This window comes from Gilliamella sp. B2824 (assembly GCF_026536245.1).
Taxonomy (GTDB): Bacteria; Pseudomonadota; Gammaproteobacteria; order Enterobacterales; family Orbaceae; genus Gilliamella.
Genome location: NZ_JAFNON010000013.1, coordinates 15537 through 41392 on the forward strand (window position 1 = coordinate 15537; position 25856 = coordinate 41392).

Annotated in this window: 22 protein-coding genes and 1 tRNA gene; 14 read left to right on the plus strand and 9 right to left on the minus strand. The window is 34.6% G+C overall.

Annotated elements, in window-relative coordinates; all coding sequences use genetic code 11:
* The first annotated feature begins 87 nt into the window (after positions 1-87).
* The 6 genes from dapA to cysZ all read left to right on the plus strand — a co-directional run bounded on the left by dapA (position 88) and on the right by cysZ (position 5972).
* On the plus strand, positions 88-966 hold the full coding sequence (dapA, locus tag J3U56_RS10735; protein WP_267344614.1) for a 4-hydroxy-tetrahydrodipicolinate synthase: 879 nt from the start codon (positions 88-90) through the stop codon (positions 964-966).
* A 39-nt stretch (positions 967-1005) separates the two neighbouring features.
* Entirely contained in the window at positions 1006-1770 is a 765-nt protein-coding gene (gene bamC / locus J3U56_RS10740) for an outer membrane protein assembly factor BamC (RefSeq protein ID WP_267344615.1), read from the plus strand.
* A gap of 221 nt (positions 1771-1991) precedes the next feature.
* Positions 1992-2702, plus strand: coding sequence for a phosphoribosylaminoimidazolesuccinocarboxamide synthase (gene purC, locus J3U56_RS10745; protein ID WP_267344616.1), 711 nt, complete (start codon positions 1992-1994; stop codon positions 2700-2702).
* The gene (locus J3U56_RS10750) at positions 2702-3157 is read left to right on the plus strand and encodes a DUF441 domain-containing protein (protein ID WP_267332928.1); all 456 of its coding nucleotides are present in this window, start codon (positions 2702-2704) and stop codon (positions 3155-3157) included. Before purC ends, J3U56_RS10750 begins: the two co-directional genes overlap by 1 nt.
* 3 nt (positions 3158-3160) lie before the next feature.
* Positions 3161-5101, plus strand: coding sequence for a GNAT family N-acetyltransferase (locus tag J3U56_RS10755; protein ID WP_267367681.1), 1941 nt, complete (start codon positions 3161-3163; stop codon positions 5099-5101).
* A gap of 91 nt (positions 5102-5192) precedes the next feature.
* Complete coding sequence (gene cysZ, locus J3U56_RS10760; RefSeq protein WP_267367718.1) at positions 5193-5972, plus strand: sulfate transporter CysZ; 780 nt, start codon at positions 5193-5195, stop codon at positions 5970-5972.
* A gap of 28 nt (positions 5973-6000) precedes the next feature.
* Here the strand turns inward: cysZ and J3U56_RS10765 are convergent, their stop codons facing one another.
* The 3 genes from J3U56_RS10765 to J3U56_RS10775 form a co-directional block, all read right to left on the minus strand.
* The gene (locus J3U56_RS10765; protein WP_082209445.1) at positions 6001-6159 is read right to left on the minus strand and encodes a YpfN family protein; all 159 of its coding nucleotides are present in this window, start codon (positions 6157-6159) and stop codon (positions 6001-6003) included.
* A gap of 104 nt (positions 6160-6263) precedes the next feature.
* A complete protein-coding gene (gene dapE, locus J3U56_RS10770) occupies positions 6264-7403 on the minus strand; it encodes a succinyl-diaminopimelate desuccinylase (protein WP_267367683.1) in 1140 nt (379 codons plus the stop codon).
* A gap of 12 nt (positions 7404-7415) precedes the next feature.
* On the minus strand, positions 7416-7772 hold the full coding sequence (locus J3U56_RS10775; protein ID WP_267332925.1) for an ArsC family reductase: 357 nt from the start codon (positions 7770-7772) through the stop codon (positions 7416-7418).
* Positions 7773-8376: 604 nt separating this feature from the next.
* Here J3U56_RS10775 and J3U56_RS10780 point away from each other — a divergent pair.
* The 6 genes from J3U56_RS10780 to tkt all read left to right on the plus strand — a co-directional run bounded on the left by J3U56_RS10780 (position 8377) and on the right by tkt (position 15334).
* Positions 8377-8619 (plus strand): FeoA family protein, encoded by a 243-nt coding sequence (locus tag J3U56_RS10780; protein ID WP_267332924.1) that lies wholly within the window; start codon positions 8377-8379, stop codon positions 8617-8619.
* On the plus strand, positions 8616-10952 hold the full coding sequence (feoB, locus tag J3U56_RS10785; protein ID WP_267367685.1) for a Fe(2+) transporter permease subunit FeoB: 2337 nt from the start codon (positions 8616-8618) through the stop codon (positions 10950-10952). Before J3U56_RS10780 ends, feoB begins: the two co-directional genes overlap by 4 nt.
* A gap of 51 nt (positions 10953-11003) precedes the next feature.
* Positions 11004-11243: a FeoC-like transcriptional regulator gene (locus J3U56_RS10790; RefSeq protein ID WP_267332922.1), complete on the plus strand. Its 240-nt coding sequence runs from the start codon at positions 11004-11006 to the stop codon at positions 11241-11243.
* A gap of 327 nt (positions 11244-11570) precedes the next feature.
* On the plus strand, positions 11571-12026 hold the full coding sequence (gene rpiB / locus J3U56_RS10795) for a ribose 5-phosphate isomerase B (RefSeq protein ID WP_267332921.1): 456 nt from the start codon (positions 11571-11573) through the stop codon (positions 12024-12026).
* Between the two features lie 213 nt (positions 12027-12239).
* Entirely contained in the window at positions 12240-13190 is a 951-nt protein-coding gene (gene tal / locus J3U56_RS10800; RefSeq protein ID WP_267348462.1) for a transaldolase, read from the plus strand.
* A gap of 137 nt (positions 13191-13327) precedes the next feature.
* Positions 13328-15334 (plus strand): transketolase, encoded by a 2007-nt coding sequence (gene tkt / locus J3U56_RS10805; RefSeq protein ID WP_267367687.1) that lies wholly within the window; start codon positions 13328-13330, stop codon positions 15332-15334.
* 96 nt (positions 15335-15430) lie between these two features.
* Here tkt and J3U56_RS10810 read toward each other — a convergent pair whose 3' ends face one another.
* The 4 genes from J3U56_RS10810 to J3U56_RS10825 all read right to left on the minus strand — a co-directional run bounded on the left by J3U56_RS10810 (position 15431) and on the right by J3U56_RS10825 (position 19919).
* The gene (locus J3U56_RS10810; protein ID WP_267367689.1) at positions 15431-15580 is read right to left on the minus strand and encodes a hypothetical protein; all 150 of its coding nucleotides are present in this window, start codon (positions 15578-15580) and stop codon (positions 15431-15433) included.
* Positions 15581-15878: 298 nt separating this feature from the next.
* On the minus strand, positions 15879-17267 hold the full coding sequence (locus tag J3U56_RS10815) for an MATE family efflux transporter (protein WP_267367691.1): 1389 nt from the start codon (positions 17265-17267) through the stop codon (positions 15879-15881).
* An 8-nt stretch (positions 17268-17275) separates the two neighbouring features.
* The gene (gene rimO / locus J3U56_RS10820) at positions 17276-18592 is read right to left on the minus strand and encodes a 30S ribosomal protein S12 methylthiotransferase RimO (protein ID WP_267367694.1); all 1317 of its coding nucleotides are present in this window, start codon (positions 18590-18592) and stop codon (positions 17276-17278) included.
* Between the two features lie 400 nt (positions 18593-18992).
* Complete coding sequence (locus J3U56_RS10825; RefSeq protein WP_267367696.1) at positions 18993-19919, minus strand: siderophore ABC transporter substrate-binding protein; 927 nt, start codon at positions 19917-19919, stop codon at positions 18993-18995.
* 172 nt (positions 19920-20091) lie between these two features.
* Here J3U56_RS10825 and J3U56_RS10830 point away from each other — a divergent pair, with 172 nt between their 5' ends.
* Positions 20092-22071 (plus strand): TonB-dependent receptor domain-containing protein, encoded by a 1980-nt coding sequence (locus J3U56_RS10830; RefSeq protein ID WP_267367698.1) that lies wholly within the window; start codon positions 20092-20094, stop codon positions 22069-22071.
* Positions 22072-22197: 126 nt separating this feature from the next.
* On the opposite strand, the gene J3U56_RS10835 is transcribed toward J3U56_RS10830, so the two are convergent.
* Positions 22198-22860, minus strand: coding sequence for a DUF7424 family protein (locus J3U56_RS10835; protein ID WP_267332914.1), 663 nt, complete (start codon positions 22858-22860; stop codon positions 22198-22200).
* 790 nt (positions 22861-23650) lie between these two features.
* A tRNA-Val gene (locus tag J3U56_RS10840) sits at positions 23651-23727 on the minus strand.
* Between the two features lie 296 nt (positions 23728-24023).
* Between J3U56_RS10840 and recQ the strand changes: the two genes are divergently transcribed.
* The gene (gene recQ / locus J3U56_RS10845) at positions 24024-25853 is read left to right on the plus strand and encodes a DNA helicase RecQ (protein ID WP_267344628.1); all 1830 of its coding nucleotides are present in this window, start codon (positions 24024-24026) and stop codon (positions 25851-25853) included.
* Positions 25854-25856 lie beyond the last annotated feature (3 nt).

The window sequence follows — 25856 nt, forward strand, 5'->3', positions numbered from 1 at the left end:
ATTTAACTAAGAAATATCGCATACTTATTCGCAGATTTTTTATTCTTTAAAGTTGTTGTTTAAACAGATAATATGAGAGGTCATTTTATGTTTACAGGAAGTCTGGTCGCCCTTATCACACCAATGGATTCTAAAGGAAATGTGGACCACGTAAGCTTAAAAAAATTGGTCGAATATCATATTGCTAATGGCACATCTGCTATCGTGTCTGTTGGAACAACGGGTGAATCAGCGACACTTGATCATCACGAACATATCGATGTTATAAAGCGTACTGTTGATTATGCGCAAGGACGAATCAATATTATTGCTGGAACAGGCTCTAATGCCACTAAAGAAGCAATTGAATTAACTCGTCAAGTTGAAAATATTGGGGTAGTGGGGTGTTTAACTGTTGCTCCCTATTATAACAAACCGACTCAAGAAGGTATGTATCAGCATTTTAAAGCTATTGCTGAGTGTACTGCATTACCTCAAATTCTTTATAATGTACCAGGTCGCACAAGTAGCGATATCAAACCTGAGACCGTTGGTCGTTTATCAAAAATCAAAAATATTGTTGCATTGAAAGACGCAACAGGTGATCTTTCTCGCGTATATAAAACGCGAAAATTAGTGGGAGATGATTTTAAACTGTTAAGTGGTGATGATGCTACATTTTTAGATTTTATGATTTTAGGTGGTGATGGAGTGATTTCTGTTACTGCTAATGTTGCAGCAAAACAAGTTGCTACAGTTTGTCAATTAGCTGCAAACAACCAAATCAAAGAGGCTAGAGCGTTAAATGAAAGTTTATTAGCATTACATAATAATTTGTTCATTGAACCCAACCCCACGCCAGCAAAATGGGCTTGCCTAAGATTGGGCTTGATCGCTGATGGTACAATTCGTTTACCGATGATATCGCTGACTGATGCTTCAATTCCAGCGGTGGAACAAGCATTAAAAGATGCTAATTTACTGTAATTTATTTTCGTATAACTTTTAATTTATAAGCAGACATCTATGTTTAATAAAACCGTATTGCAAAATAATGTCATAAAAAAAGTCGCTATTTTGACCGCTGTTGCTTCTTTCTTTCTTGTAGGATGTGGAAGCGATCAAAACTATAAACGTGAAGTTGATGGTAATGATGACTATTTAAATTCACCAAGTTTAAAACCATTAATTGTTCCACAAGGTATTACAGTACCAGCAGAAGTTGCTGACTATTTTGTGAATAATGGCAAAATCGATGGGCCGTTAGGAAAACAAGTTGATATTCGCCCACCAGTGTTGCCACTTTCAACGATTTCTGAAGCTTTTGTGATCTACAACAATGGTATGGTAACGTTCAATGTACCATTAAGTTATAATCTATGGGATCGAATTCCTAATATTTTAACTAACAAAAATATTCCTATTGATGGTCGTGATAATCAAACTATTAAAACGGCTAAGGCGTATATAGTACGTGCTGATGAATCGCAACAAACTGAAGCTTCATACGTTTTTAAGCGAAAAATTATGGGTAACACTGAAACCATTACACTTGGGTTGAACTCGCTAACTCGTGGTGCTGAAGATATTTCTACCCAACCAGCAGAAGTACAACGTTACGTAGTTGGTTTATTTAATATCATAATGGATGAGGTTGCACCCGAATCAGTTCGACAACCACCAGTGAAAGATCCTAAAGATGATGATGCCAAAAAGGACGCTAAGTCTGATAAAGATTCTGAGTCCATGAAGGCTTTAAAAGAAGATCTTAAAGACAACAACCGTCGATAGTTGTCGTTATCGAGTTGGTTGTTGTGATAAATCGAGTTTTTAATTAAAAAGTCGTCAGGTGTGTTATTGGTTTATCGTAATTGATGACTTTAATAATAAGTAGTATGTTGATATTTACGCTTTCAATAAATCCGAAGTAAAGATAACAACAATGAGTTCGAATTTAAGGAGCGAAAAGCTCCTTAATTATTTATTGGCTATGATGATATAAGGTTATAAGCATGAAAAAGTTGGATGAGCTTTATCGTGGTAAAGCAAAAACTGTTTACACAACAGACAACCCGGAACTACTAATATTGGAATTTCGTAACGATACCTCTGCTTTTGATGGTTTACGTATTGAGCAGTTAGATCGTAAAGGAATGGTTAATAATAAATTCAACTATTTTATTATGACATTATTACGTGATGAAGGCATTCCTACACAAGTTGCAGCCTTAATATCAGATAATGAAGTTTTAGTTAAAAAATTAGAAATGATTCCTGTTGAATGTGTCGTGCGTAATCGCGCAGCAGGCTCTTTAGTCAAACGTTTAGGCGTTGAAGAAGGCACAGTCCTTAATCCTCCAACATTTGAATTATTTTTGAAAAATGATGCATTGCATGACCCAATGGTTAATGAATCGCATTGTAAAGCTTTTGGCTGGGCGACAGATGAGCAATTAGCCACAATGAAAGCACTGAGCTTTAAAATCAATACAATATTGACTGAATTATTTGATAAAGCTGGTTTGATTTTAGTTGATTATAAACTTGAATTTGGTTTATACAAAGGTGAAGTAACCTTAGGTGACGAGTTTTCCCCTGATGGTTGTCGTTTATGGGAAAAAGAGACGTTGAAAAAAATGGATAAAGATCGTTTCCGTCAAAGCTTAGGCGGCGTGATTGAAGCTTATGAAGAAGTCGCTAAGCGCATTGGTGTACCTTTGTAATGTTTGCTCAGTTCGATATCTCTTTTTTTCTTCTATTAGCTTTAGCTGCACTGTGTTATGTGACGCATAATAACACAGTGACCTTTGCTGTTTTGTTATTATTACTATTCAAATTAACGCCACTATCAACTTACTTCCCGCTATTAAATCAATACGGGTTAACTATTGGCATTGTGATTTTAACTGCTGCAATGATGGTTCCTTTGGCTGATGGCACTTTAAAAATTCAAGATATTCTAAAGTCCTTTACGACGTGGCAATCAATGTTGGCTATCCTTGTAGGGATTGCTGTTTCGTGGTTAGGTACTCGGGGAGTATCATTAATTGGTGCTCATCCGACCATAATTAATGGTTTAATTATTGGTACATTAATTGGTGTTGCTTTTTTCAAAGGTATCCCGGTTGGACCATTGATAGCGGCAGGTATTTTATCGCTCGTGATTGGTAAAAGCTAGCTTATGTCAGGTCCAGATAGCACAAGAAAGCTCTGGGTATTAAAAGGCGAAGCAACACAATTGTTGAATCAGTTGAGTGATACAATAAATCAGCATCAAGCTGATTGGATCACCATTACTACACAGAATAATTTACCCCCTTTTTTGACTAAAACTTTTTTACCCAATCAAACCAAATCGTTATTAGGTCGAGAATTTTTGCATGCGATTTTTGATGCAACGCAAGGTTTTAATTTAGATGCTTTTGCCATGCTGGTTGGGACTTTGGTTAAAGGAAGTATACTTATATTACTTTTACCAGAAGATTTTAACCATTGGCTTGATCAAGATAGCATACGTTGGAATGAGAACAGCCAAGCTATTGAAGTTCCCAATTTTGTCAAACATCTTGAGCAAATCTTAAAGGATTTTAACATTGAATCTGATCAATTTGACTTTCCAAATATTCAAACAGTACCGCTTAGTTTAACAGAGCAACAAACTATTCTTGAACGTCTACTAATAAGTGATGCGCCAATTAAAGTGTTAATGGCTAAACGCGGACGAGGAAAATCAGCCTTAGCCGGTCTATTTAGCCATTATCACCAATCAATGACTATTACCGCACCTAACAAAAGTGCTTTAACTACGTTTTTTCGTTTTGCCAAATCATCGGTTAAATTTGTTGCGCCCGATGAATTAATAGAGGTTGGATTTGGTAGTGCTGTTGATTATTTAATTATTGACGAAGCTGCCATGATTCCACTTCCGATGCTGGAAAACTTATTGCAATTTGCATCTGAGAATAATTGCCCAGTCTTATTAACTACAACGATGGAAGGTTATGAAGGGACAGGACAGGGTTTTTTATTACAATTATTTAAAAATAAATCGTGTGAGTTTTTCTACTTAACAAACCCAATACGTTGGCAAGCTGGCGATCAGCTAGAAGCTATTACTGATTGTTTACTGCTAAATGGTTTATTTTGTCAAAAACAAGATAGGCATCAGATAAACCAATCGATTGAATATAACAGGGTTAGCCGTAATAATATTACTGCATTAAAACAGATTTTTTATTTATTAAAAACTGCGCATTATCAAACAACTTTAATTGATTTAAGACGTATTTTTGATGCAAATAATCAAACTGTTTGGCAAGCAAAGCAAGAAAATTATCTTATTGCTGGAGCCATCACTATAGATGAAGGTCAGTTATCTGACAGTTTAATTGAAGCCGTGTGGCAAGGTACGCGCCGACCTAAAGGTAATTTAGTTGCTCAATCGTTGGTGGCGCATGCCGGTGAAAAATTAGCAGCTAAACTTGCATCAGTTAGAATTAATCGTATTGCCGTTACGGAGTCTCATCGTCGCCAGCATATTGCTCAGCAATTAGTTGAACGCATTTATCAGCATGGGACTATACAAGGTAAAGATTTTATTTCGGTCAGTTATGCTTTTAATCAAGCAAACGATCAGTTTTGGTCTGCATGTGGATTTGTACTGGTTCACGTTGGTAGTCGTAAAGAAACAAGCAGTGGTAGTTATTCCGTAATGGCATTAAAACCTATCACCAAGCAGGGATTATCTTTAACCATGCAGTTAAACAAAAAATTGCAGCGTAACTGGTACTGGTTAAAAAATATTATCGATCTACCATTAGCTGATCGTTTTCAACTAAATAGCGATCAGCAACTAAACCATCAGGATCTTGATGAACTTCGTGGATTTTGTTACTATCACCGCCCTTATGAAGCAACTTATGCTGCACTTTGTCGATTGAATCAATTTAGTCATCATCAACAAAACGCTTTCAATTTACCTATCTTAAAATCATTATTGCAAGATGATAATAAATTAACACATGTGATAAAACAGTATCAATTAACCGGCAAAGCAGCTTTAATGCAGGCAATAAAGTATGAAGTTAAGCAGTGGTTAAACAATGTTGATAACAAGGTTTAAAATAATTTAATCACAAACTCAACATAAGATCATATTTTATTAGAAGAGACAAAATATGAAATTAAATAATTTTGAAAAAACAGATACCAACATGCACAGTAACAAAACAGGTTACCAGCCAAAAACTGGTCTAGAATATTTTATTAAAGGCTGGTCATTAGCTTTCAGCCCAAGCATTCGCCACTATGTCTTTTTACCTTTACTTGCTAATATTGTGATTATGTCTTTATTGTTTTATTGGTTTTTGGTATCCATAACTGGTATGGTGGACTGGGGATTATCTTTTGTTCCTAGTTGGCTTCAATGGTTAGGATACATCATTAGCTTTATTGTTGTTGTGACACTCGCTATCGTATTTTGCTATTTTTTTAGTACAGTTGCTAATATTATTGCTGCGCCATTTAATGGGCTATTAGCCGAGCATGTTGAATCTCAATTAACCGGTATGCCGGCCCCTGATACTTCTTGGATAAGTTTGATTATGGATATACCCAGAATATTGGGGCGAGAATTACAAAAACTGATTCATTATCTATTATGGGCAAGTCTAATTTTTCTAACGTATTTTATTCCGGTTATTGGGCAATCGGTCACGCCTGTTATATGGTTTTTATTTACTGCTTGGCAAATTAACATTCAATATGCCGATTATGCGTTTGATAATCATAAAATTACCTTTCCTCGAATGCGTGAGCTACTAAAGCAGGATAAAACGGATAATTTAATTTATGGTATTTTAGTCAGCTTATTTACGATGATACCGATTTTAAACCTTGTTATTATGCCTATTGCGGTTTGTGGTTCAACCGCTATGTGGGTCGATCGCTACCGCCATCAAGTCATATTCAATGACGGTCATAATAATCGTTGATGATTAACTTTGAGGTTGGTTGAATTGGTTAATCATCGTCATCATCATTATAGGGGATAGGTTTTATCCCTTTCTTTTTTTCCAGATAAGATTTGTAATTAAGTTTACTTAGCGATTTAATTGTATTAATAAAAATACCAATCAAAATAACTACAATTATCCACCAATAGTCTTTGAGCCACTCCATCTAATCACCTTTGGTTATGGTCGAAAATAAAAGCAATTATCGTTTACTGTTAAAAATAAAACTAGCAACTTATTCTTGGTATCAGTAACGATAATCTTTATTCACTAAATCGATAATAATTTTTCTAGAATGTTATGATATATTGCTGTTAACGTGATGATATCCTGACAATTTACATTCTCATTAATTTTATGAATAGTCTTATTCACTACGCCTAATTCTATCACTTGGCACCCTAATTGGGCGATAAAGCGACCATCGGAGGTCCCACCACTTGTCGAAAGTTTGGTCTCTAATTGTGTTAATTGTTTGATAGCATGTGTAGCTGCATCGGTAAGTTCTCCTTGCGGCGTTAAAAAAGGTTTACCCGATAATCGCCAAGTTAGGCTATAGCTTAATTTGTGCTTTTGTAAAATTTGCTCAACCCGAGATTTAATGACCTCGTCAGTCAATTCGCTACTATAGCGAAAATTGAATTGGACTTTTAAATCACCTGGTATGACATTTTCGGCACCTGTTCCACCATTAATATTTGCTACTTGCATCGTAGTTTGTGGAAAATACTCATTGCCATTGTCCCAAATTGTTGTAACTAATTCATTTAGAGCTGGAGCAAAGCGATGCACAGGGTTATCAGCAAGGTGGGGATAAGCGACATGCCCTTGGATACCGTGGACTATTAAATTCGCTGTTAGTGAACCTCGGCGTCCATTTTTAATTTGATCACCAAGTTTTTGATCACTAGACGGTTCACCAACAATACAATAATCAATGCGCTCTTGACGTTTTTTAAGTAGATCAACAACTTTGACTGTACCATCAGAAGCATCGGCTTCTTCATCCGAGGTAATTAAAAAAGCAACACGACCAGAATGATTGGGATTGTTTTTAACAAATTGTTCAGCTGCACATACCATTGCCGCAACGCCACTTTTCATATCTGCCGCGCCACGCCCATATAGGATGCCGTTTTTATCGACTGTAGGTTGAAAAGGCGGATATAGCCATTGGCTTTCATCACCTGCTGGCACGACATCGGTATGCCCTGCAAACATTAATGTCTTTTGTGACGGCTCGCCATGATATGCCCAAAGATTTTTGGTGTGACCTAAATTTACTTCTTCTATAGTAAAGCCTAAAGGTTTTAATCGTTCAATAATCATTTGTTGACAGTTTTTATCATCAGGGCTTATTGATTTTTCAGCGATCAATGTTTTAGTTAAAGTAATAACAGGGTCTGTCATAATTATCTCGGTTTATTTTTGTGTAGCAAAAAATTGTGAATAGCTTTCGTCAGAAAAGCCTAATAAAGCGCGTTTTCCATCAATGAGTAAAGGACGTTTTAATATTGAGGGATTGGCTAACATAATATCTTTTGCCGCTTGTTCATTATCAACGTTGGCTCGAATGGTTTCATCAAGTTTACGCCAAGTTGTACCGCGAGTATTGAGTAAACTTTGCCAGTTAACTAACTGTAAAAATGAATCTAAAAGTTCTGATGACAAACCCTCAGTTTTATAATTATGAAATTGATAGCTAATATTATGTTCATCAAGCCAAGTGAAAGCTTTTTTCATTGTATTACAATTTTTAATACCATAAATGATATACATTAAGATCTTTCCTAATCTGAATTGTTATAAAAAGATTATAACAGTTATCTGCTAAGTTCGGCAATTTGCGATTAATGTGAGCTAGTAGTTTGGATAAAGATATAGTATTTAATTAACTATAGTTTTAGTTTAATTGTATTTGTGGTGGAGGTATTTTTTAGATAGATGAAGATGATCTTTTTCCTAATGTTCATAAAAATAAGATAGCGGTTGATGAGAAAGTAGGATCTTAAGGCTGATAGCGTTAATTTTCGTTGTTATTTTGATCGTTAGATGATAACTATAAAAACCTATTGCTATTATTTTAATATATAGAATTTACCAACAAGTTTTAGGGTAATCATACGGTTTAGTATAACTTGTTGTTATATAATACCGTTTTATAAAAAGATATATAAAATTGCGTTACAAACTAAATTAAAAATCTCATTTTGACACCATAATTCCACAATTATTTCTATTTTTTTAATGTTTATTTGTTTTTTTATATTGAAAAAATCATTATTATTGCGGGCTGTTCGCATTTTTAAGCTAAATTATTCTGATAATCATGACTTGAACTATACAGATTAAAACGAATGGTTCAGTAATATCTAGGAGCACAATGTCAGTCCTAACTTTAAATCAGCTTGCCTTAGGTCAGGAGGCGGTTATATCGCGTCTATTGCCTGAATCGTTACCATTTCGTCGTCGGCTGTTAGCTATGGGTGTCACGCCAGGTTGTAAAGTTTTAGTGATACGAGCCGCACCATTAGGCGATCCACTTGAAATTAAAATACGCGGTTTTTTATTATGTTTGCGGCGTAGTGAAGCGGCAACTATCGAAGTTATGGAGGTTGAGTCATGAATGTTGCACTCATTGGTAACCCAAATTGTGGTAAAACGACGCTGTTTAATTTACTTACTGGTGCAAAACAACGAGTCGGTAATTGGCCTGGTGTGACTGTTGAGCGTAAAACCGGTGTGCTTAATTATCAAAATAATCACTATACTATTATTGATTTGCCCGGTACCTATGCTATTGAATCTGATGCATTGTCGGTGTCACAAGATGAGTTAATCACGCGTCAATTTGTCTTGAGTGAAAAAGAGAGTGTAATGATCAACATTATTGATGCCACGAATTTACAACGTAGCTTATATTTAACTTTACAATTAATTGATTTACAGCTGCCAATGGTGGTTGTCTTAAATATGACTGATGCGTTAAAAATGACTGGTGAACAAATTGATACTGAACAATTGTCACATATACTCGGTTGTCCGGTAATTGCCATATCATCCAAAAGAAAAACGGGCATTGATTTATTATATCAACAAATTGAGAAAATTAGCTCAACTAAGCAAGTGACTCAACCTGCAATGAATACCTTAAGTCATGATCAGCAAACAGTAATTACTCGATATATAGAGGAATTGCCGGCAAACAGTCAGGTTCATCAATTTAATCGTTGGCAATTGATTGATGCTTTATTAGACGGCTCACGTTATCAATTAACCCCATGTGAATCAGAAAAACTTAACGCTTGTCGATTATTACTTTCTGCATGGTGTGATTATGAAATTGATGTTGCTTTAGCCAGTGCTCGTTATGACGTGATTGATACTGTGTGCAAAAACGTTATTAATAAACCCCGGGAGCTAAGTTCTACTTTTTCTGAAAAGCTCGATAAAATTGCGCTAGGACGAATAACAGGTATACCTCTCTTTTTGTTAGCGATGTATGTTATGTTTACGATCGCCATCAATTTTGGCTCAATTTTTATCGACTTTTTTGATGGTTTTTTTAATACGATTTTTGTTGAAGGTCTATCTTATCTATTGCATCAACTCGATGCGCCTATTTGGATGAATATTATTTTAGCTGACGGTATTGGAACGGGGATTAAAACGGTATCAACCTTTATTCCGGTTATTGCTGCTATGTTTTTTGTCTTGTCTTTTTTAGAAGATTCTGGTTATTTAGCCCGTGCGGCAATGATGGTTGATAGAGCCATGCGCTGTATTGGGTTGCCTGGTAAAGCTTTTGTGCCAATGCTGGTCGGTTTTGGCTGTGGCGTACCTGCGATTATGGGAACCCGAACACTAGAAAGTACACGTGATCGTATTATGTCCATTTGTATGATTCCTTTTATGTCTTGTGGTGCAAGATTACCTGTTTATGCCTTATTTGCCGTTATCTTTTTTCCACGTCATGCATCAATGGTTGTTTTTTCTTTATATTTGCTTGGTATATTCGTTGCACTTGCTACCGGTTATATTTTAAAACTAACCTTATTAAAAGGTCAGCCAACACCTTTTATTATGGAAATGCCTGTTTATCGAATTCCGACATTACAAAGTATGTTTAAACTAACTTGGCAAAGGTTAAAAAGTTTTATTACTAAAGCCGGTAAAGCCATTGTCATTATGGTAACGGTATTGAGTTTGCTAAATTCATTGGGTACTGATGGTCGATTTGGACATGAACAATCTAATGATTCATTACTTGCTGCATTTAGTCAAACCATTACACCTGCACTTGCACCGATGGGGCTGGATAAACAAAACTGGCCAGCAACCGTTGGACTTTTTACGGGTGTTTTTGCCAAAGAAGCTGTTATTGCGACATTGAACTCACTTTATTCTATGGATAACCAACAACAGCAACGCGATAACTTCGATTTTAATAACAGTATTAAAGCTTCAATATTATCGATTCCTAAAAATTTACTCGATTTTACTGATACTATTTTAGATCCATTAGGATTCTCATCTTTAAAAGAAGATATTGATGATATTGAAAATGATTTAGCGGTTGATTCTACTACAGTGGCTAAGATTAAAACTTCATTTATGACGTACAATGTTGCCATTGCCTATTTGATTTTTATTCTACTTTATACACCTTGTGCAGCAGCATTGGGAGCGATTTATCGTGAAGCGGGAATTAGATGGATGGTATTTGTTGCCCTGTGGACATTTATAGTAGGTTGGCTGGTTGCGACGATATATTATCAAATAACTTTATTAGGGCAATCAGTCTCGGCAATTTATTGGTTGATGGGATGCGCTGCCTTTATTGGTGCAATGATTTTGTTAATGCGTTGGTTGGGGCAATATTCGTCTCTAAATATGCCGCCTAAATTGTATCATGATACTAGCAATGGATCTCGCTGCTGTGATCCATCATCAAAGTGATCATAAAACTTATTGGAGAAGAGCAAACCTAGCGTTTGTCTTTTTACTCATATGTTAATTTCGATTCGAGATTATATTCAATTAAAAGGGCGAGCAAATCTACAAGATATTGCTCGCTATTTTCATTTGCCTGAAAGTGTAGTTGAACAAATGATGTTGTTTTGGATTAAAAAAGGCAAGATAAAGCTCTATATTATGGAGGATTCAAATGCCTGTGGAACAAAAAAATGTGTCAGTTGTGTCGGTTGTGACCTAACTGGTCAACGCATTTATACTTGGGCATCATCTTAAATAACGTCAGTTAATTCATCCTTTTCAATGAGATGTATCAACAGATAAAATAAATTTGCCGCCATCTCATTTTTCTCATGTTTCTTTAGGCTATATCAAATGTTTTTATGTTTAACCTTTGATTGTTTCTGTGAAAGAAATTAAGGTTATTAGGGCTTTTAAGTAAAAAATAATCAATAATTTTCGTCTTCTACTCATCAATAGCTTAATAAATATTTTATTTTCGAGACCTTTATCACATAACTGAAATAATTTATATTTAAATAATAACAAATGATATTAATATGAACTTATGTTCATTTTAGTAAAAGTTAGTAAGGAGAAAACATGAAATCTATTGCAATTGGCGCAGATGATGCTGCTTTTGAATTTAGAAATAGTATTGTTGAATATTTAACTAAGCAAGGTATTGAACTCGTTGATTATAGTAGTGATAAGCAGTCAGAAAATGGTTTATATCCTGATGTTGCTAATGCTGTTGCATCTGCTATTAAAGCCGGAAAACATGAGCGAGGTATTTTAATTTGTGGAACTGGAATTGGCGTAGCGATAGCTGCCAATAAAGTTCCCGGTATTCGTGCCGCTCAGTGCCATGATGTCTATTCAGCCGAACGAGCCAGAAAGAGTAATAATGCACAGATTATGACTATGGGGGCTAGAGTCATCGGGGTAGAATTAGCGAAAAAGCTCGTACAAGCATGGCTAGAATCGGAATTTGAAGGTGGTGGATCAACGGCTAAGGTTGAACGAATCTGTTATTACGATGAGTTATATTCAAAGTAATTAGGTTAGTAAGAAATTTTTTAGTTAAAGTGAAGTTAAATTCATAAAAAAATATAAAATATTGTAGTAGAACTCGCGTGTTTTTATCGACATTTTTAACTTTCTTAGTTCAAAATAACAATATAAATAGCGATTTGATAGTGTCGTTTTATTACTGAATAAATGATATGATAACTCAATTTGAAATAGCAATGTTGTAGAGGACATAGATGTATGAGTCAATTAGATGAATTCAAAAAATTAACCGTTGTAGTTGCTGATACTGGTGATATCGATTCAATTAAACAATTTTCACCTGAAGATGCAACAACTAATCCTTCTTTAGTACTTAAAGCCGCTCAACTTCCTCAATATCGTCATTTAATCGATTCTGCTGTTGAAACTGCTAAAAAATTAGGTGGCAGTAAAGAGCAACAATTGGTCAATGCTTGTGATCAAGTTGCTGTAAATATAGGCGCTGAAATTTTAAAAATCATTCCAGGACGCATCTCAACAGAAGTTGACGCTCGCCTGTCATTTGATAAACAAGGTTGTATCGAAAAAGCACGCCGAATTATCGAACTTTATAAGCAAAAAGGGATCGATAAATCAAGAATCTTAATCAAAATTGCTTCAACGTGGGAAGGTATTAAAGCCGCAGAAGTTTTAGAAAAAGAGGGTATTAATTGTAATTTAACATTACTCTTTTCGTTTGCCCAAGCACGAGCCTGTGCAGAAGTGAATGCCTTTTTAATTTCCCCTTTTGTTGGTCGTATTTATGATTGGTATCAAGCTAAAAAACCTATTGAACCTTATGTGGCCGATCAAGATCCAGGGGTTGTTTCGGTTCGTAATATTTATAATTATTACAAACAACATGGTTATAAAACCATTGTTATGGGCGCAAGTTTCCGTAAAGTCGACCAAATCTTAGCTTTAGCTGGTTGTGATAGATTAACTATTTCGCCTAATTTACTATCAGAAATGCAACAATCCAACGCGCCAGTAGTACGCAAATTAGATCCTAATCAAACCATTGTTGCGCGCCCTACATTAATGACTGAAGCTGAATTTAGATGGCAACATAATAGTGATGCAATGGCGGTTGAAAAATTAGCTGAAGGTATTCGTGCTTTTGCTGTTGATCAAGGTAAATTAGAAGACATGATTAGTGCACTTCTCTAATTATATTCTGTCGTCAGGGGGAGCGTGTTTCCCCCTCTTTTTTATTTTTTATCGTTAATTTCTTAACGATTTTTGTAAGTGTGATTTAACTTGCAAATAGTAATGATATTTAAATTAAATATTTTGGAGATAACAAAATGAATGCAACAACTTTATCTCACCGCGAACTCGCGAATGCGATAAGAGCATTAAGTATGGATGGCGTACAGAAAGCAAAATCAGGTCATCCAGGGGCTCCTATGGGAATGGCGGATATGGCCGAAGTTCTTTGGCGAGGTTTTTTAAAACATAATCCAACTAATCCTCATTGGGCAGACCGTGACCGATTTGTATTATCAAATGGCCATGCGTCAATGTTGATTTATAGCTTATTACATTTAACAGGCTATAATGTCACGATAGATGATTTAAAGAATTTTCGTCAATTGCATTCAAAAACGGCAGGGCATCCTGAATATGGTCATCTACCAGGCATTGAAACCACAACAGGCCCATTAGGTCAAGGTATCGCTAATGCGGTTGGTATGGCAATTGCAGAAAAAACATTAGCAGCCCAATTTAATAAAGCCGGTCATAATATTGTTGATCATCACACTTATGTATTTATGGGTGATGGCTGTATGATGGAAGGTATTTCTCATGAAGTCTGTTCATTAGCTGGCACCCTTAAATTAGGTAAACTTATCGCGTTTTATGATGATAATGGTATTTCAATTGATGGTGAAGTGGAAGGATGGTTCACTGATGATACTGCAAAACGTTTTGAAGCTTACGGCTGGCATGTGATTCGTGGTATTGATGGTCATGATGCGAAAGCGTTAGCTGAAGCTATCGAACATGCACAAGCCGTAACAGATAAACCATCATTATTAATGTGTAAAACAATTATTGGTTTTGGTTCACCAAATAAAGCTGGTAGCCATGAAAGCCATGGGGCACCACTTGGTGATGCTGAAATCGAAGCCACTCGCAAAGCATTAGGATGGACATATCCGCCGTTTGAAATTCCGAAAGAATATTATGAAGCTTGGGATGCAAAAGCAAAAGGTCAGCAAAGTGAGCAAGAGTGGAATGTGCGTTTTGATGCTTATGCTAAAGCCTATCCTGAATTAGCGAAAGAATTCAAACGCCGTGTTGAAGGTCAATTGCCAACTAATTGGCAACAAACAGCTAAAGATTTTATTAATAAATTACAAGCAAATCCAGCAACTATTGCAACGCGTAAAGCCTCACAAAATGCGATCGAAGCTTTTGCACCAGCACTACCTGAATTTCTTGGTGGTTCAGCGGACTTAGCACCAAGTAACTTAACCATGTGGTCAGGCTCTAAAGAGATATTGTCTAATCCTGATGGCAATTATATTCATTATGGCGTGCGTGAATTTGGTATGTCAGCGATTATGAATGGTATTGCTCTACATGGCGGATTTATTCCTTACGGTGCAACTTTCTTAATGTTTATGGAATATGCCCGTAATGCAGTAAGAATGGCTGCGTTAATGAAGATTCGTTCATTATTTATCTATACCCATGATTCAATAGGTCTAGGTGAAGATGGACCAACGCATCAACCTGTTGAACAAATGGCTAGTTTGCGCGTTACTCCAAACGTTAGTACTTGGCGACCGTGTGACCAAGTTGAATCAGCCATTGCATGGCAATATGCAATTGAACGTAAAGATGGTCCAACAGCATTGATCTTCTCAAGACAAAATCTTAAACAACAAGATCGTACAGCACAGCAATTAGCTAATGTTTATCGTGGTGGTTATGTTCTAAATGATTGTACAGGCACGCCAGATCTTATCATTATTGCGACTGGCTCTGAAGTTGAACTTGCGGTAGAAGCTTATCATCAACTTACCCAAGCAGGTAAAAAGGTTAGAGTCGTTTCAATGCCTTCAACAGATGCCTTTGACAAACAAGATCCATCTTATAAAGAATCAGTTTTACCTTCATCAGTAACAGCAAGAATTGCTATTGAAGCTGGTATTAGTGATTATTGGTATAAATATGTAGGTCTAAATGGCAAAGTTATCGGCATGACAACGTTTGGTGAATCAGGACCAGCAGAGCAATTATTTAAAGCATTTGGTTTTACTGTTGAAAATGTAATTGCCCAAGCCAATAGTTTGTTAAAATAACAACATTAAAAAACGAACTCATAACGCCATAAGCAGTAGATTGCTAATGGCGTTTTTATTTTGATAAGCTATTTTTATAAAATATTATTTAAAATACTAATTGAAAGGATTTGGATCTTTTTTCAATTTATCATACTCGTATAAATTATTCATGTTCCAATCTTTGACTTTGATATTTTGTTGTTCGGGTATTTCTGTAATTTCATGTTGCATATAATCATGTTTGACATCTAATTGTACACCCATCCATTTGCTTTATTTTTAAATTAAGATCAAAAATCCAATTTAAATAATTTATTATATTGTTTTTATTTGTTATTTTAATTAAAAGGCTGCAAATTTGGAGGTTTTAAGGGGTATTTAAAATATATTTAATGTCAATAAAATAAATAGCATTTTTATACGTTGATTTTTAATTTATATATGGTCATATAATTAATGATATTGCTATAGTGCCAGATATTTCAAAATCTATATCTAACACTATTTTATACAAATGAATGCTAATAATACTCTGTTATTATTTATAAAAGAGTTTAACTAGTTATCTAGCAGCTCGTTCTAGAATGGTATCGATAGGTTGTCTTTGAATATAAACCATTCTTGCAAGCAATAAAATTGCTGCAACACTCAGGCCTGATATAAATCCTATCCAAAAACCAGCAGCTCCTATTGGTTCGATAATAATATTTGTTAATCCCAAAATATAGCCAACGGGTAAGCCGACTACCCAATAAGAAATAAGTGTAATAAAGAAAATACTTTGTGTATCTTTATAACCACGCAGTACGTTACTTGCAACCACCTGTAAATAATCAGAGACTTGATAGATAGCCAATAAAATAATTAATTGCATGCAGATAGAAATAACAGTGCTTTCGGTGGTGAAAACTTCAATTATTGGTGATTTAAATATTACTAATATCAGTGCCACAATAATTGCTAACATTAATGATATTGTTAAACTGATATAAGCGCTTTGCTTAGCTAAAATTGGCTTGCTTTTACCCAATAAAAAACCGACACGAATACTTGTTGCGACACCTAATGATAGGGGAATAGCAAATGTTAAACTACTGATGGTAAAGATAATTTGATGGGCAGCAACGGTTGTTTGACCTAATGGCGCTATCAATAATGCAACAACTGCAAACAAACTGACTTCGAAAAAGTAGGCTAATGCTAAAGGTGTACCAAGAACAATAATATTTTTGATGATTGAAAAATCAAATAGTTTAACCATTGGTGTTTTACGTACATCTTGCTGACTTGAGGTGGTTAATGTGTATATTCTTATTAACGCGAACATTAACCAAAATATAATTGCGGCAGTGATACCGCAACCTACACCGCCAAAAGCTGGTAACCCTAATTTACCATATATTAATATGTAATTAATGGGAATATTGGCAAGTAATGCAATAAATATAATTACCATTGCTGGTTTAGTATTTGATAACCCTTCACATTGATTACGGTAAACAAAAAAGAGTAAAAAAGCCGGTACTCCCCACATAATTGCACGTAAAAACGATACCGCTACATTAACCATTTCTGGATCGATAGGATGATCAGTTGAACTTCTCAATGTAATTAATTTATCGGAATGATAGAGAAAAAGCATCATGATTATCGACAAAAATAACGCAATAATTACACCTTGACGGGTATGAATTGCAATTTGATCGCGTTTAGCCGCGCCATTTAAATTAGCGATAATCGGTGTTAAAACTGTCAGTAATCCTTGACCAAATAAAATTGTTGGTAGCCAAATGGAAACCGCAATCGCTACACCAGAAAGTGCAGTAGCACTATAATTGCCGGCCATAATGGTATCAACAAAGGTGATAGCTGTTTGCGATATTTGGGCAATCAATACCGGAACTGCTAATTTTATAATATTTTTAATCTCTAACCGATAATGTAGTTTCATTGTTAGTATTACTGTTTAACAGTTCCCCATAAATCATATTCGTCTGAATGTTCAATATTAACTTGAACTATATCGCCAACTTTAACACTGTTTTCTTCATTTAGGTAAACAACACCATCAATTTCTGGTGCATCTGCCATGCTACGGCCAATTGCGCCTTCTTCATCTACTTCGTCTATGATGACCGATAATGTTTTCCCAATTTTATCTTGTAATTTTTGGGTAGAAATCATTTGTTGTAGTTGCATAAAACGATCATAACGTTGTTGTTTGATTTCGTCAGGAATTTGATTTGGTAGCGCATTCGCTGCTGCACCTTCAACAGGACTGTAAGTAAAACAGCCAACGCGATCTAATTGTGCTTGCGATAAAAAGTCGAGTAATAGTTCAAAATCTTGTTCGGTTTCGCCAGGATAGCCGACAATAAAGGTTGAACGTAGGGTGATTTCAGGACAAATATTTCGCCATTTTTCAATTCGTTCAAGAGTACGTGCAATGGTGCCCGGTCGTTTCATTGATTTCAGCACTGATGGGCTGGCATGCTGTAAAGGTACATCTAAATAAGGAAGAATTTTACCTTCAGCCATTAATGGAATCAATTCATCAACACTCGGGTAGGGATACATATAGTGTAACCTTACCCAAATACCGAGACTCGCTAATTGTTCACAAAGCGTTTTGATATCGGTTTTTAGTGGCATACCATTCCAGAAATCGGTACGATTTTTAATATCAATACCATAGGCTGATGTATCTTGTGCAATCACTAATAATTCTTTAACACCACTGTCGGCTAAGCGTTTAGCTTCATCAAGCACATTACCAATCGGGCGACTGACCATCTCGCCTCGAAGTGATGGAATAATACAAAATGTACAGTTATGATTACAACCTTCAGAAATTTTTAAATAAGCATAATGCTTTGGTGTTAATTTAACACCTTGTTGTGGCACTAAACTTGTAAAGGGATTATAAGCTGGTTTAGGCGCGTATTTGTTTACATGAGTCAGCACAGATTCGTAACTGTGTGGACCTGATATTTCAAGCACTTTAGGATGAACAGAACGAATCTGATCTTCTTTGGCGCCAAGGCAGCCAGTGACAATGACTTTTCCATTTTCGTTTAATGCTTCACCGATAGCTTCAAGCGATTCTTGTACAGCACTATCAATAAAACCACAGGTATTAACAATAACTAAATCAGCATTATCATAACTTGGTACAACTTGATAACCTTGAGTACGTAACTCAGTTAAAATTCGCTCTGAGTCAACAAGGTTTTTAGGACAACCAAGGCTCACAAATCCAATAGTAGGGGATGACATATTCATATTTTTATAGTGTGTTTATTAATTAGAGGTATATTTGAGAATTTTATCAGTCAATTAGTTTAATTTTGTAGCTAATAATAAAAAAACGGGTGCATTTTACCATATTTCATCTTAGTTGATATAAAGAATTTCTCATTGCGTATAAACATCTTTAGCATCAATGTATTAATAGATGGTTATTCTACGTTAAAATAAGTTTCTTATGCTTTAATGGGGTTAATTTGAATTTTAAGTAAACTGTTTTTTGAATTGAGTTATTAAAATTAGAATAGCTAAAAAGTAGCTAATTATTCCTCGTATTTTAATTTATTATGGTTGATTTATCTAATTAAAAAAAGAGCCGTTATTTGACAATAACAGCTCATAAATAGGAAGTTAAAAATTTAATAATAATTTATTTTAGTGAATTTACCACTTCATCAATTTGACGATCCAAACTTTCTGCACCGCCGCCAGATAAGTACCAAAGATCAGGCGTTAAATATATCACCTGTGTTTTAGCCTTTTTCAATACTTTTGAGTCAAAGTAATTTTCACTCATGCCTTCTTTACCAATCGCTTTACTGCGATCAACGATATAGATAACATCAGGTTTTACTGTGCTTATGTAATGATTATCAATAAATACCGGTTTAGGTTTGTCGTTATTATTGCTAGATTTAACATCGACGGGTACTGCCCGTTTAACTTTTAGTACATCATGTATTAAAGCCGCACTTGAGCTAGTATTTATAAGGATCATTTTTCCATCATTATGAATTGCTACAATCGCTTTTTTATGGCTTGCTAAAGCAATTGATTGTGCATCATTTACCTTTTTTTCAAGCGATTGAATCAAATTAGTAGCTTTAGTTTCTGTTTCGGTAATACTTGCCAACACATTAATATGATCTTTTGTTGATTGAATATAGTTTTTAGCATCAACACTTAGATTAATAACAGGCGCAATTTTAGTTAACTCAGGCGCACGACTAGCTTGACGACCATCAATAATAATTAAATCAGGTTTAACTTGTTTAATCGCCTCTAAATCAGGTTCTTTCATATTACCTGTATCTTTAATATTGGTTTTTTTATACTGATTTAAGTAGGTTGGAATTACTGATTGTGGTGCGCCAACAACGATAGAACCTTTGCCTAATGCATCCAAGGTGTCTAAGGCACCATAATTCATCACGACAACTTTATGTGGTAATTTGGGAACCGTTACTGTTTGATTATCGGCTGTTACTATCATCGTATTTGATGATTGGCAACCGGTTAGTCCTAATGTCGCGGCAATAAGGCTAATTAGTAACCATTTTTTATTTATCTTCATCATAATTTCTCGCATTATGTTTATGTGTAAATGAGAACTATTATTATTTAATAAATTAAAATTGTCTAGTCTTAAATAATTTTTCGAAAAGATATTGATAATTGTTCTCATATACTGTAGTGTTCACATTCCACTTGAAATAAAAATATCATTATTAATAATAGGGTTATACATCATGGCTTTCAAAAAGAAACTTAAACTTGCTAAACATGCAATCAATTCAGGTATTTTAATATCATTATCAACCTCGGCTTTGGCGGCAACTAATTCTGATACTGATACTATGGTTGTAACCGCTTCGGGATTTGCGCAACAAGTTAAAGAAGCGCCGGCGACAATTTCGGTTATTACGCCCGAAGAAATTGATAATAAACCTTACCGTGATGTCACTGACGCTTTAAAAGATATTCCAGGTGTCACAATAACAGGTGGTGGTGATTCAACTGATATTAGTATTCGTGGTATGGATGCTAAATACACGATGATTTTAGTTGATGGTAAAAAAGTTAACACTCGTGAAACACGGCCAAATAGTGATGGTTCCGGTTTTGAGCAAGGTTGGTTACCACCATTAACCGCAATTGAACGTATTGAAGTTGTCCGAGGGCCTATGTCTTCACTGTATGGTTCTGATGCGATGGGCGGGGTCATTAATATTATTACCAAAAAAGTATCAGATAAGTGGCATTCAGGTTTACGTTTAGAGTCAGTTATCCCTTATCGTTCCAAAGAAAAAGATACTTATACTGGCAGCTTTTCAACAATGGGTCCTATTATTGATGATATTTTAGGTATTCAACTTTATGGCCAATACTCTAATCGCCATGAGGATGAGTTTTTAAATGGTCATTCCGAGCAAAAATTACGTAGTATAAATGGAAAATTATCGTTGAATGCAACCGATACTCAAAAATTTGATTTAGACTTTGGTCGTTCTTTACAAAATAGTGCTTCAACCAGAGGTAAAACTAGAGATAAAACCAGAAAGGATGACTTTAAGCGAAATAATGCGAGAAACACTTTTGCGTTAACTCATAATGGTATGTTTGGCGATGTTTCAACAACTTCGTTTATTGCCTATGAAGAAAATAATAATCCAAAAAGAAAGATGAAAATTAGAAACACTGATGTGGATTCAAGAATAACAATTCCATTTTATATCAATATGTTAACGGTTGGTGCTAAATATAATTATCAAGAGTTACATGATAAAGGTAATGAACTTGATAGCAATATAAATAAAATAGATCGTTGGAATTATGCTTTATATGCGGAAGATGAGATAAGTATTTTTGATAATTGGAATATAACTGCCGGTTTACGTTATAACAAAGATGAAAATTATGGTAATAATTGGAATCCAAGAATTTATAGTGTATGGAATATTGATGATAACTTTACTTTGAAGGGGGGGTATTCTACCGGTTTTGCAACGCCACAATTACGTGAAGTTGTTTCTGATTGGGGGCAAGTAACCGGTGGTGGATATTGGGATAGTGTAGTAGTTGGTAACCCAGATTTAAAACCAGAAAAATCTGATAATTTTGAAATTGGTTTAGCTTATACCAATGATTATGGTATTGATGCTTCAGCAACTGCTTTCTATACCAAGTATAAAGATAAAATTCAGTCCTACTATATTTGTGATACTAGAAAGATTCCAAATAGAAAATGTAAATATAAAAACTTCAATAAAGAATTTGATTTTATTCAAGGACGAGAAAATGTAGATAAAGCAGACCTTAAAGGTCTTGAACTTTCATTTAAAACTCCATTATTTACTGATTTCTTATTAAGTACTAATTATTCTTGGACTAAGACTGAACAAAAAACAGGTCCAAATAAAGGAAGATCACTAAATCGTACACCGAAACAGAAGTTCAATACGCAACTTGATTGGAATGTCACTCAAAAGTGGGATTTATGGACTAAGATTGCTTATTATGGGGTAGAAAGTACCACAGACCGCAATGGTAATAAAATTGAATATCCGGGCTATACTTTCTGGGATGTTGGTGCATCTTATAAAATCCATAAACAAGCAAAATTATATGCTGGTATTTATAACTTGTTTGATAAAGACGTAAGCAACGATGATTTTGGTAAAACGTTAGAAGGTCGACGTTATTTTGTTGGTACTGAGATTAATTTCTAAATGAAACAAACAATCTCTCGATTATTTTTCTAAGATGATTTTTATATAAAAAGGGCGGGTTAAAGCGCCCTTTTTTAATTATGTAAGTATCATAAAGACATATAATATGCATTTAACAATATTATTTTACTGAAATTTAGCGATTTCAGTTATGCCTTGTTTATTATTTGAATCTGTAGTCGGGTTTAACAGTATTTGGGTAGAAACATCACTCAGTGTTATTGTTACCTTAGCATTTGGTGTTAAAGAGAACTCTGCCGCATCGTATGGGCTATTATTGATAAAAGCTTTTGTTACAGAAATTTTATCGATAGACTTATCGGTGTCATTGATAAGTGAAATTGAAATTTTAAAATCAATATTTGACATGGCTTTTTTCTTATATTGAATTAATTTTTTTGTGAACTCGGGGTTAGTTATAGCATATATTCCTTTATCATGTTTAACCGTTAGGATATCTGCTTGTTTTAAAAGTTCAGTGTCTGATATGTCTTGACCAACTAAAATAGGAATTTCAAATGATGCATATGATTTCATTTTTTGAGTATAACACTCTTTATATTCAACTGATTTGAATAGTTGGGCTATCTCTTTTTTAGCTGTAATGAGTGACGATGATTCACTTCTGGAGTCTTTATAATCTGAGCAGGCAGGGACTTCTAATGTTAAGTTTCCCTTAACAAAAGATGGTTTAGCATCAAGCTGTGAAATTGTCACGGTTGTTTCAACATTAGCATCACAACCTAATAGCATTGCAGAAATAAATGATATTAATAAAATTTTTTTCATTGTATTTTCCTATTAAAGTGTTTAATTACTTAGATCATATCAGTAAAAATTTATTTAACCATGGTTAATTCAAAATACAGTCAAAAAATTTTAATTTATTATTTATCAAAATTTTTTTATGACTTGAATTATGCTGTTAACTCTGTTTTATCTTGATAGGCTAGCCAATCGAACGTTCAAAATAAAAAATATGTCATACCGTTCCTATGATTAATCGAAATTTGACATCAACGAAGACAATCATTAGTTAACTAACTTATCAGATCTGAATTTAATAATAATAAATATTAAATTAAAAAATGATGATGGGAAATAACAGGCACAATATGGTGTTATTAAGAGCATAGCCTTTCTCGTATTTTGTACGTGTGAAAAAGTGAATATCATCCAACAATAAAGTAAGTTAAGATAATTTGTTGTAACAATTGCGATTTTGATCGCTTTTTTTTTATTCTCGTGTTTAGAAGTTATTCTATATGCAATAATTATCTTGATTTTTAAGTATAATAATCAATTGAATAATTGTATATATTCAAAATAAGCTATAGCCCACGTTTGTAAATGGTATTGTGTTGTTAATTGTTATCATGTTACAAGCAAACGGTCTTTTATTAACAATAAACGAATTTTGCAATGGTGAAATTTGAAGTGCGGCGGTGGAAAGTGGATAATAATAGATTTGCTAAAAAATGGTATGGGTTTTACCCCAGCTTTACCCCGATTTAACCCCTTTAATAGAATTGAGATGAAGATTAATTCTTGCGGAGTCTTTTCGGATAAGGACTTGAATTGGTACGCCCGGGTGGACTCGAACCACTGACCCCCACCATGTCAAGGTGATGCTCTAACCAACTGAGCTACGGGCGTATATGTTGAAACACGCAAATATTAGCTGTGAAATCGATTTGTATCAAGTAAAAAAATTAAAAATAGCCTGTTTTTTAATCTGTTGAACGATTGCGGTTATAGAATAACCGAATCCGTTGTTTTTATGATCAAGATAAGGGTTGTAAAATAGATTTATTTTTATCATTATTACAATTTAAAAAACAGTTTTAGTTTTTTTTCTCGAATTGTAAATAAATGTAAATTTTCTGTGGTTTGTTTAGTCTTATTTAGCTATACTCCATGGAATAATTAAGGAGCTATTTGTTTTGGTTAACATGTCGATAAAAGATCAGATAGAGGATGTTTTACATAATATTTTTGGATATAAATCATTCAGAAATCAACAAAAAGAAATTATTGAATCAATTATCGATGGTCGAGATACCTTAACAATTATTCCTACCGGTGGTGGTAAATCGTTATGTTACCAAATACCCGCCGTATTATTGCCAAGTACCGCTTTGGTCATTTCACCGTTAATTTCTTTAATGAAAGATCAGGTTGATCAACTCATTGCCAACGGTATTTCGGCAGCATATCTAAATGCAACTCAATCATCAGATGAACAGCAAGCCGTTATTGAACAATATTTATCACACTCGATAAAATTGCTTTATATTTCACCGGAAAGACTTGCTGTATCATCATTTTCTACCATGATTGAAAAACATCCCCCTTCATTAATTGCCATAGATGAAGCACACTGTATTTCACAATGGGGCCATGATTTTCGCCCTGATTATCGCCAATTAGGGCAGCTTTCTGCGCGTTTTCCTGATATTCCTTTGGTTGCACTGACTGCAACAGCGGATAAGATGACTCAGACGGATATTATTCATCAATTAAAACTAGTGGATCCTTTAGTTGTCGTGCGTAGTTTTGATCGTCCCAATATCCGTTATACCGTAGTGGATAAATTTAATTTAACCGAGCAAGTGGTCTCTTTTATTGAAACACAAAAAGGCAATAGTGGCATAATTTATTGTTCAAGTCGTTCTAAAGTTGAAGATATGGCGACAAGGCTTGCTGCACGTGGTTTTTCTGTTATAGCTTATCATGCTGGTTTAACCAACAGCGAACGTTTACAGGCACAAGAATCTTTTTTAAAAGATAATGTACAAATTATTGTTGCAACAGTTGCATTTGGTATGGGAATTAATAAACCGAATATTCGATTTGTTATCCATGCAGATTGCCCAAGAACAATTGAAGCTTATTATCAAGAAACGGGACGAGCAGGGCGAGACGGCGTACCTGCCGAAGCAATATTACTTTTTAATGGAAAAGATTTAAATTGGTATCATCGACAAATTGCTGACAAAATGGATGGTAAGCATAAAGAGGTCGAGCAACATAAAGTTAATGCTATGGAATCATTCGCTCAAAGCTTAACTTGTCGGCGAATCGTATTGCTTAATTATTTTGGTGAAAATCACAGTGAGCCTTGTAATAACTGTGACATCTGTCTGTATCCACCAGAAATGTACGATGGTTTAATTGATGCGCAAAAAGTTTTATCGTGTGTTTATCGAGTTGAGCAACGTTATGGCGCGCAATATATTTCTGATGTATTACGAGGATCAGCTCGCTCGCAAATAAAAGAAAACGGACATGACAAATTGTCTGTTTATGGAATTGGGAAACAGCATTCAACAGATTATTGGTTAAGTGTCATTAGACAATTAATTTATTTAGGTTACTTAAGTCAAAATATTTCAACTTTTACAACGTTACAACTGACTCAAGAGGCACGAAAAATTTTAAGAGGTGAGATTAGCTTATCATTAGCTAAACCTCGACTAGAGATTGTGAAGAAGAGTCGCTTAAATCGATATGCTAGAGCAATTAACTTAACTACCATTTTGTCTTATGAAGAGCGTATTTTATTTAATAATCTAAAACGATTACGTAAAGATATTGCAGATGTTGAAGATATTGCACCATATGTCATATTTAGCGATGCGACCTTATTAGAAATGGTGCAAACTATGCCAGAAAGCAAAAAACAACTACTTAACGTTACAGGTGTAGGTAAAATTAAATTAGAGAAATATGGCAATTTATTTTTAGATGAAATTAACGATTTCATGATAAAAAATATATAACAT

Bases quoted from the DNA above. Each gene is read 5' to 3' on its own strand.
- purC (WP_267344616.1), top strand. From the start codon at position 1,992: ATGAAAAAGTTGGATGAGCTTTATCGTGGTAAAGCAAAAACTGTTTAC.
- dapE (WP_267367683.1), bottom strand. From the start codon at position 7,403: ATGACAGACCCTGTTATTACTTTAACTAAAACATTGATCGCTGAAAAA.
- bamC (WP_267344615.1), top strand. From the start codon at position 1,006: ATGTTTAATAAAACCGTATTGCAAAATAATGTCATAAAAAAAGTCGCT.
- rimO (WP_267367694.1), bottom strand. From the start codon at position 18,592: ATGTCATCCCCTACTATTGGATTTGTGAGCCTTGGTTGTCCTAAAAAC.
- J3U56_RS10775 (WP_267332925.1), bottom strand. From the start codon at position 7,772: ATGTATATCATTTATGGTATTAAAAATTGTAATACAATGAAAAAAGCT.
- J3U56_RS10755 (WP_267367681.1), top strand. From the start codon at position 3,161: ATGTCAGGTCCAGATAGCACAAGAAAGCTCTGGGTATTAAAAGGCGAA.
- J3U56_RS10835 (WP_267332914.1), bottom strand. From the start codon at position 22,860: ATGAAAAAAATTTTATTAATATCATTTATTTCTGCAATGCTATTAGGT.
- rpiB (WP_267332921.1), top strand. From the start codon at position 11,571: ATGAAATCTATTGCAATTGGCGCAGATGATGCTGCTTTTGAATTTAGA.
- recQ (WP_267344628.1), top strand. From the start codon at position 24,024: ATGTCGATAAAAGATCAGATAGAGGATGTTTTACATAATATTTTTGGA.
- J3U56_RS10810 (WP_267367689.1), bottom strand. From the start codon at position 15,580: ATGGGTGTACAATTAGATGTCAAACATGATTATATGCAACATGAAATT.
- J3U56_RS10780 (WP_267332924.1), top strand. From the start codon at position 8,377: ATGTCAGTCCTAACTTTAAATCAGCTTGCCTTAGGTCAGGAGGCGGTT.
- dapA (WP_267344614.1), top strand. From the start codon at position 88: ATGTTTACAGGAAGTCTGGTCGCCCTTATCACACCAATGGATTCTAAA.
- cysZ (WP_267367718.1), top strand. From the start codon at position 5,193: ATGCACAGTAACAAAACAGGTTACCAGCCAAAAACTGGTCTAGAATAT.
- tkt (WP_267367687.1), top strand. From the start codon at position 13,328: ATGAATGCAACAACTTTATCTCACCGCGAACTCGCGAATGCGATAAGA.
- J3U56_RS10750 (WP_267332928.1), top strand. From the start codon at position 2,702: ATGTTTGCTCAGTTCGATATCTCTTTTTTTCTTCTATTAGCTTTAGCT.
- J3U56_RS10765 (WP_082209445.1), bottom strand. From the start codon at position 6,159: ATGGAGTGGCTCAAAGACTATTGGTGGATAATTGTAGTTATTTTGATT.
- tal (WP_267348462.1), top strand. From the start codon at position 12,240: ATGAGTCAATTAGATGAATTCAAAAAATTAACCGTTGTAGTTGCTGAT.
- feoB (WP_267367685.1), top strand. From the start codon at position 8,616: ATGAATGTTGCACTCATTGGTAACCCAAATTGTGGTAAAACGACGCTG.
- J3U56_RS10790 (WP_267332922.1), top strand. From the start codon at position 11,004: ATGTTAATTTCGATTCGAGATTATATTCAATTAAAAGGGCGAGCAAAT.
- J3U56_RS10825 (WP_267367696.1), bottom strand. From the start codon at position 19,919: ATGATGAAGATAAATAAAAAATGGTTACTAATTAGCCTTATTGCCGCG.
- J3U56_RS10815 (WP_267367691.1), bottom strand. From the start codon at position 17,267: ATGAAACTACATTATCGGTTAGAGATTAAAAATATTATAAAATTAGCA.
- J3U56_RS10830 (WP_267367698.1), top strand. From the start codon at position 20,092: ATGGCTTTCAAAAAGAAACTTAAACTTGCTAAACATGCAATCAATTCA.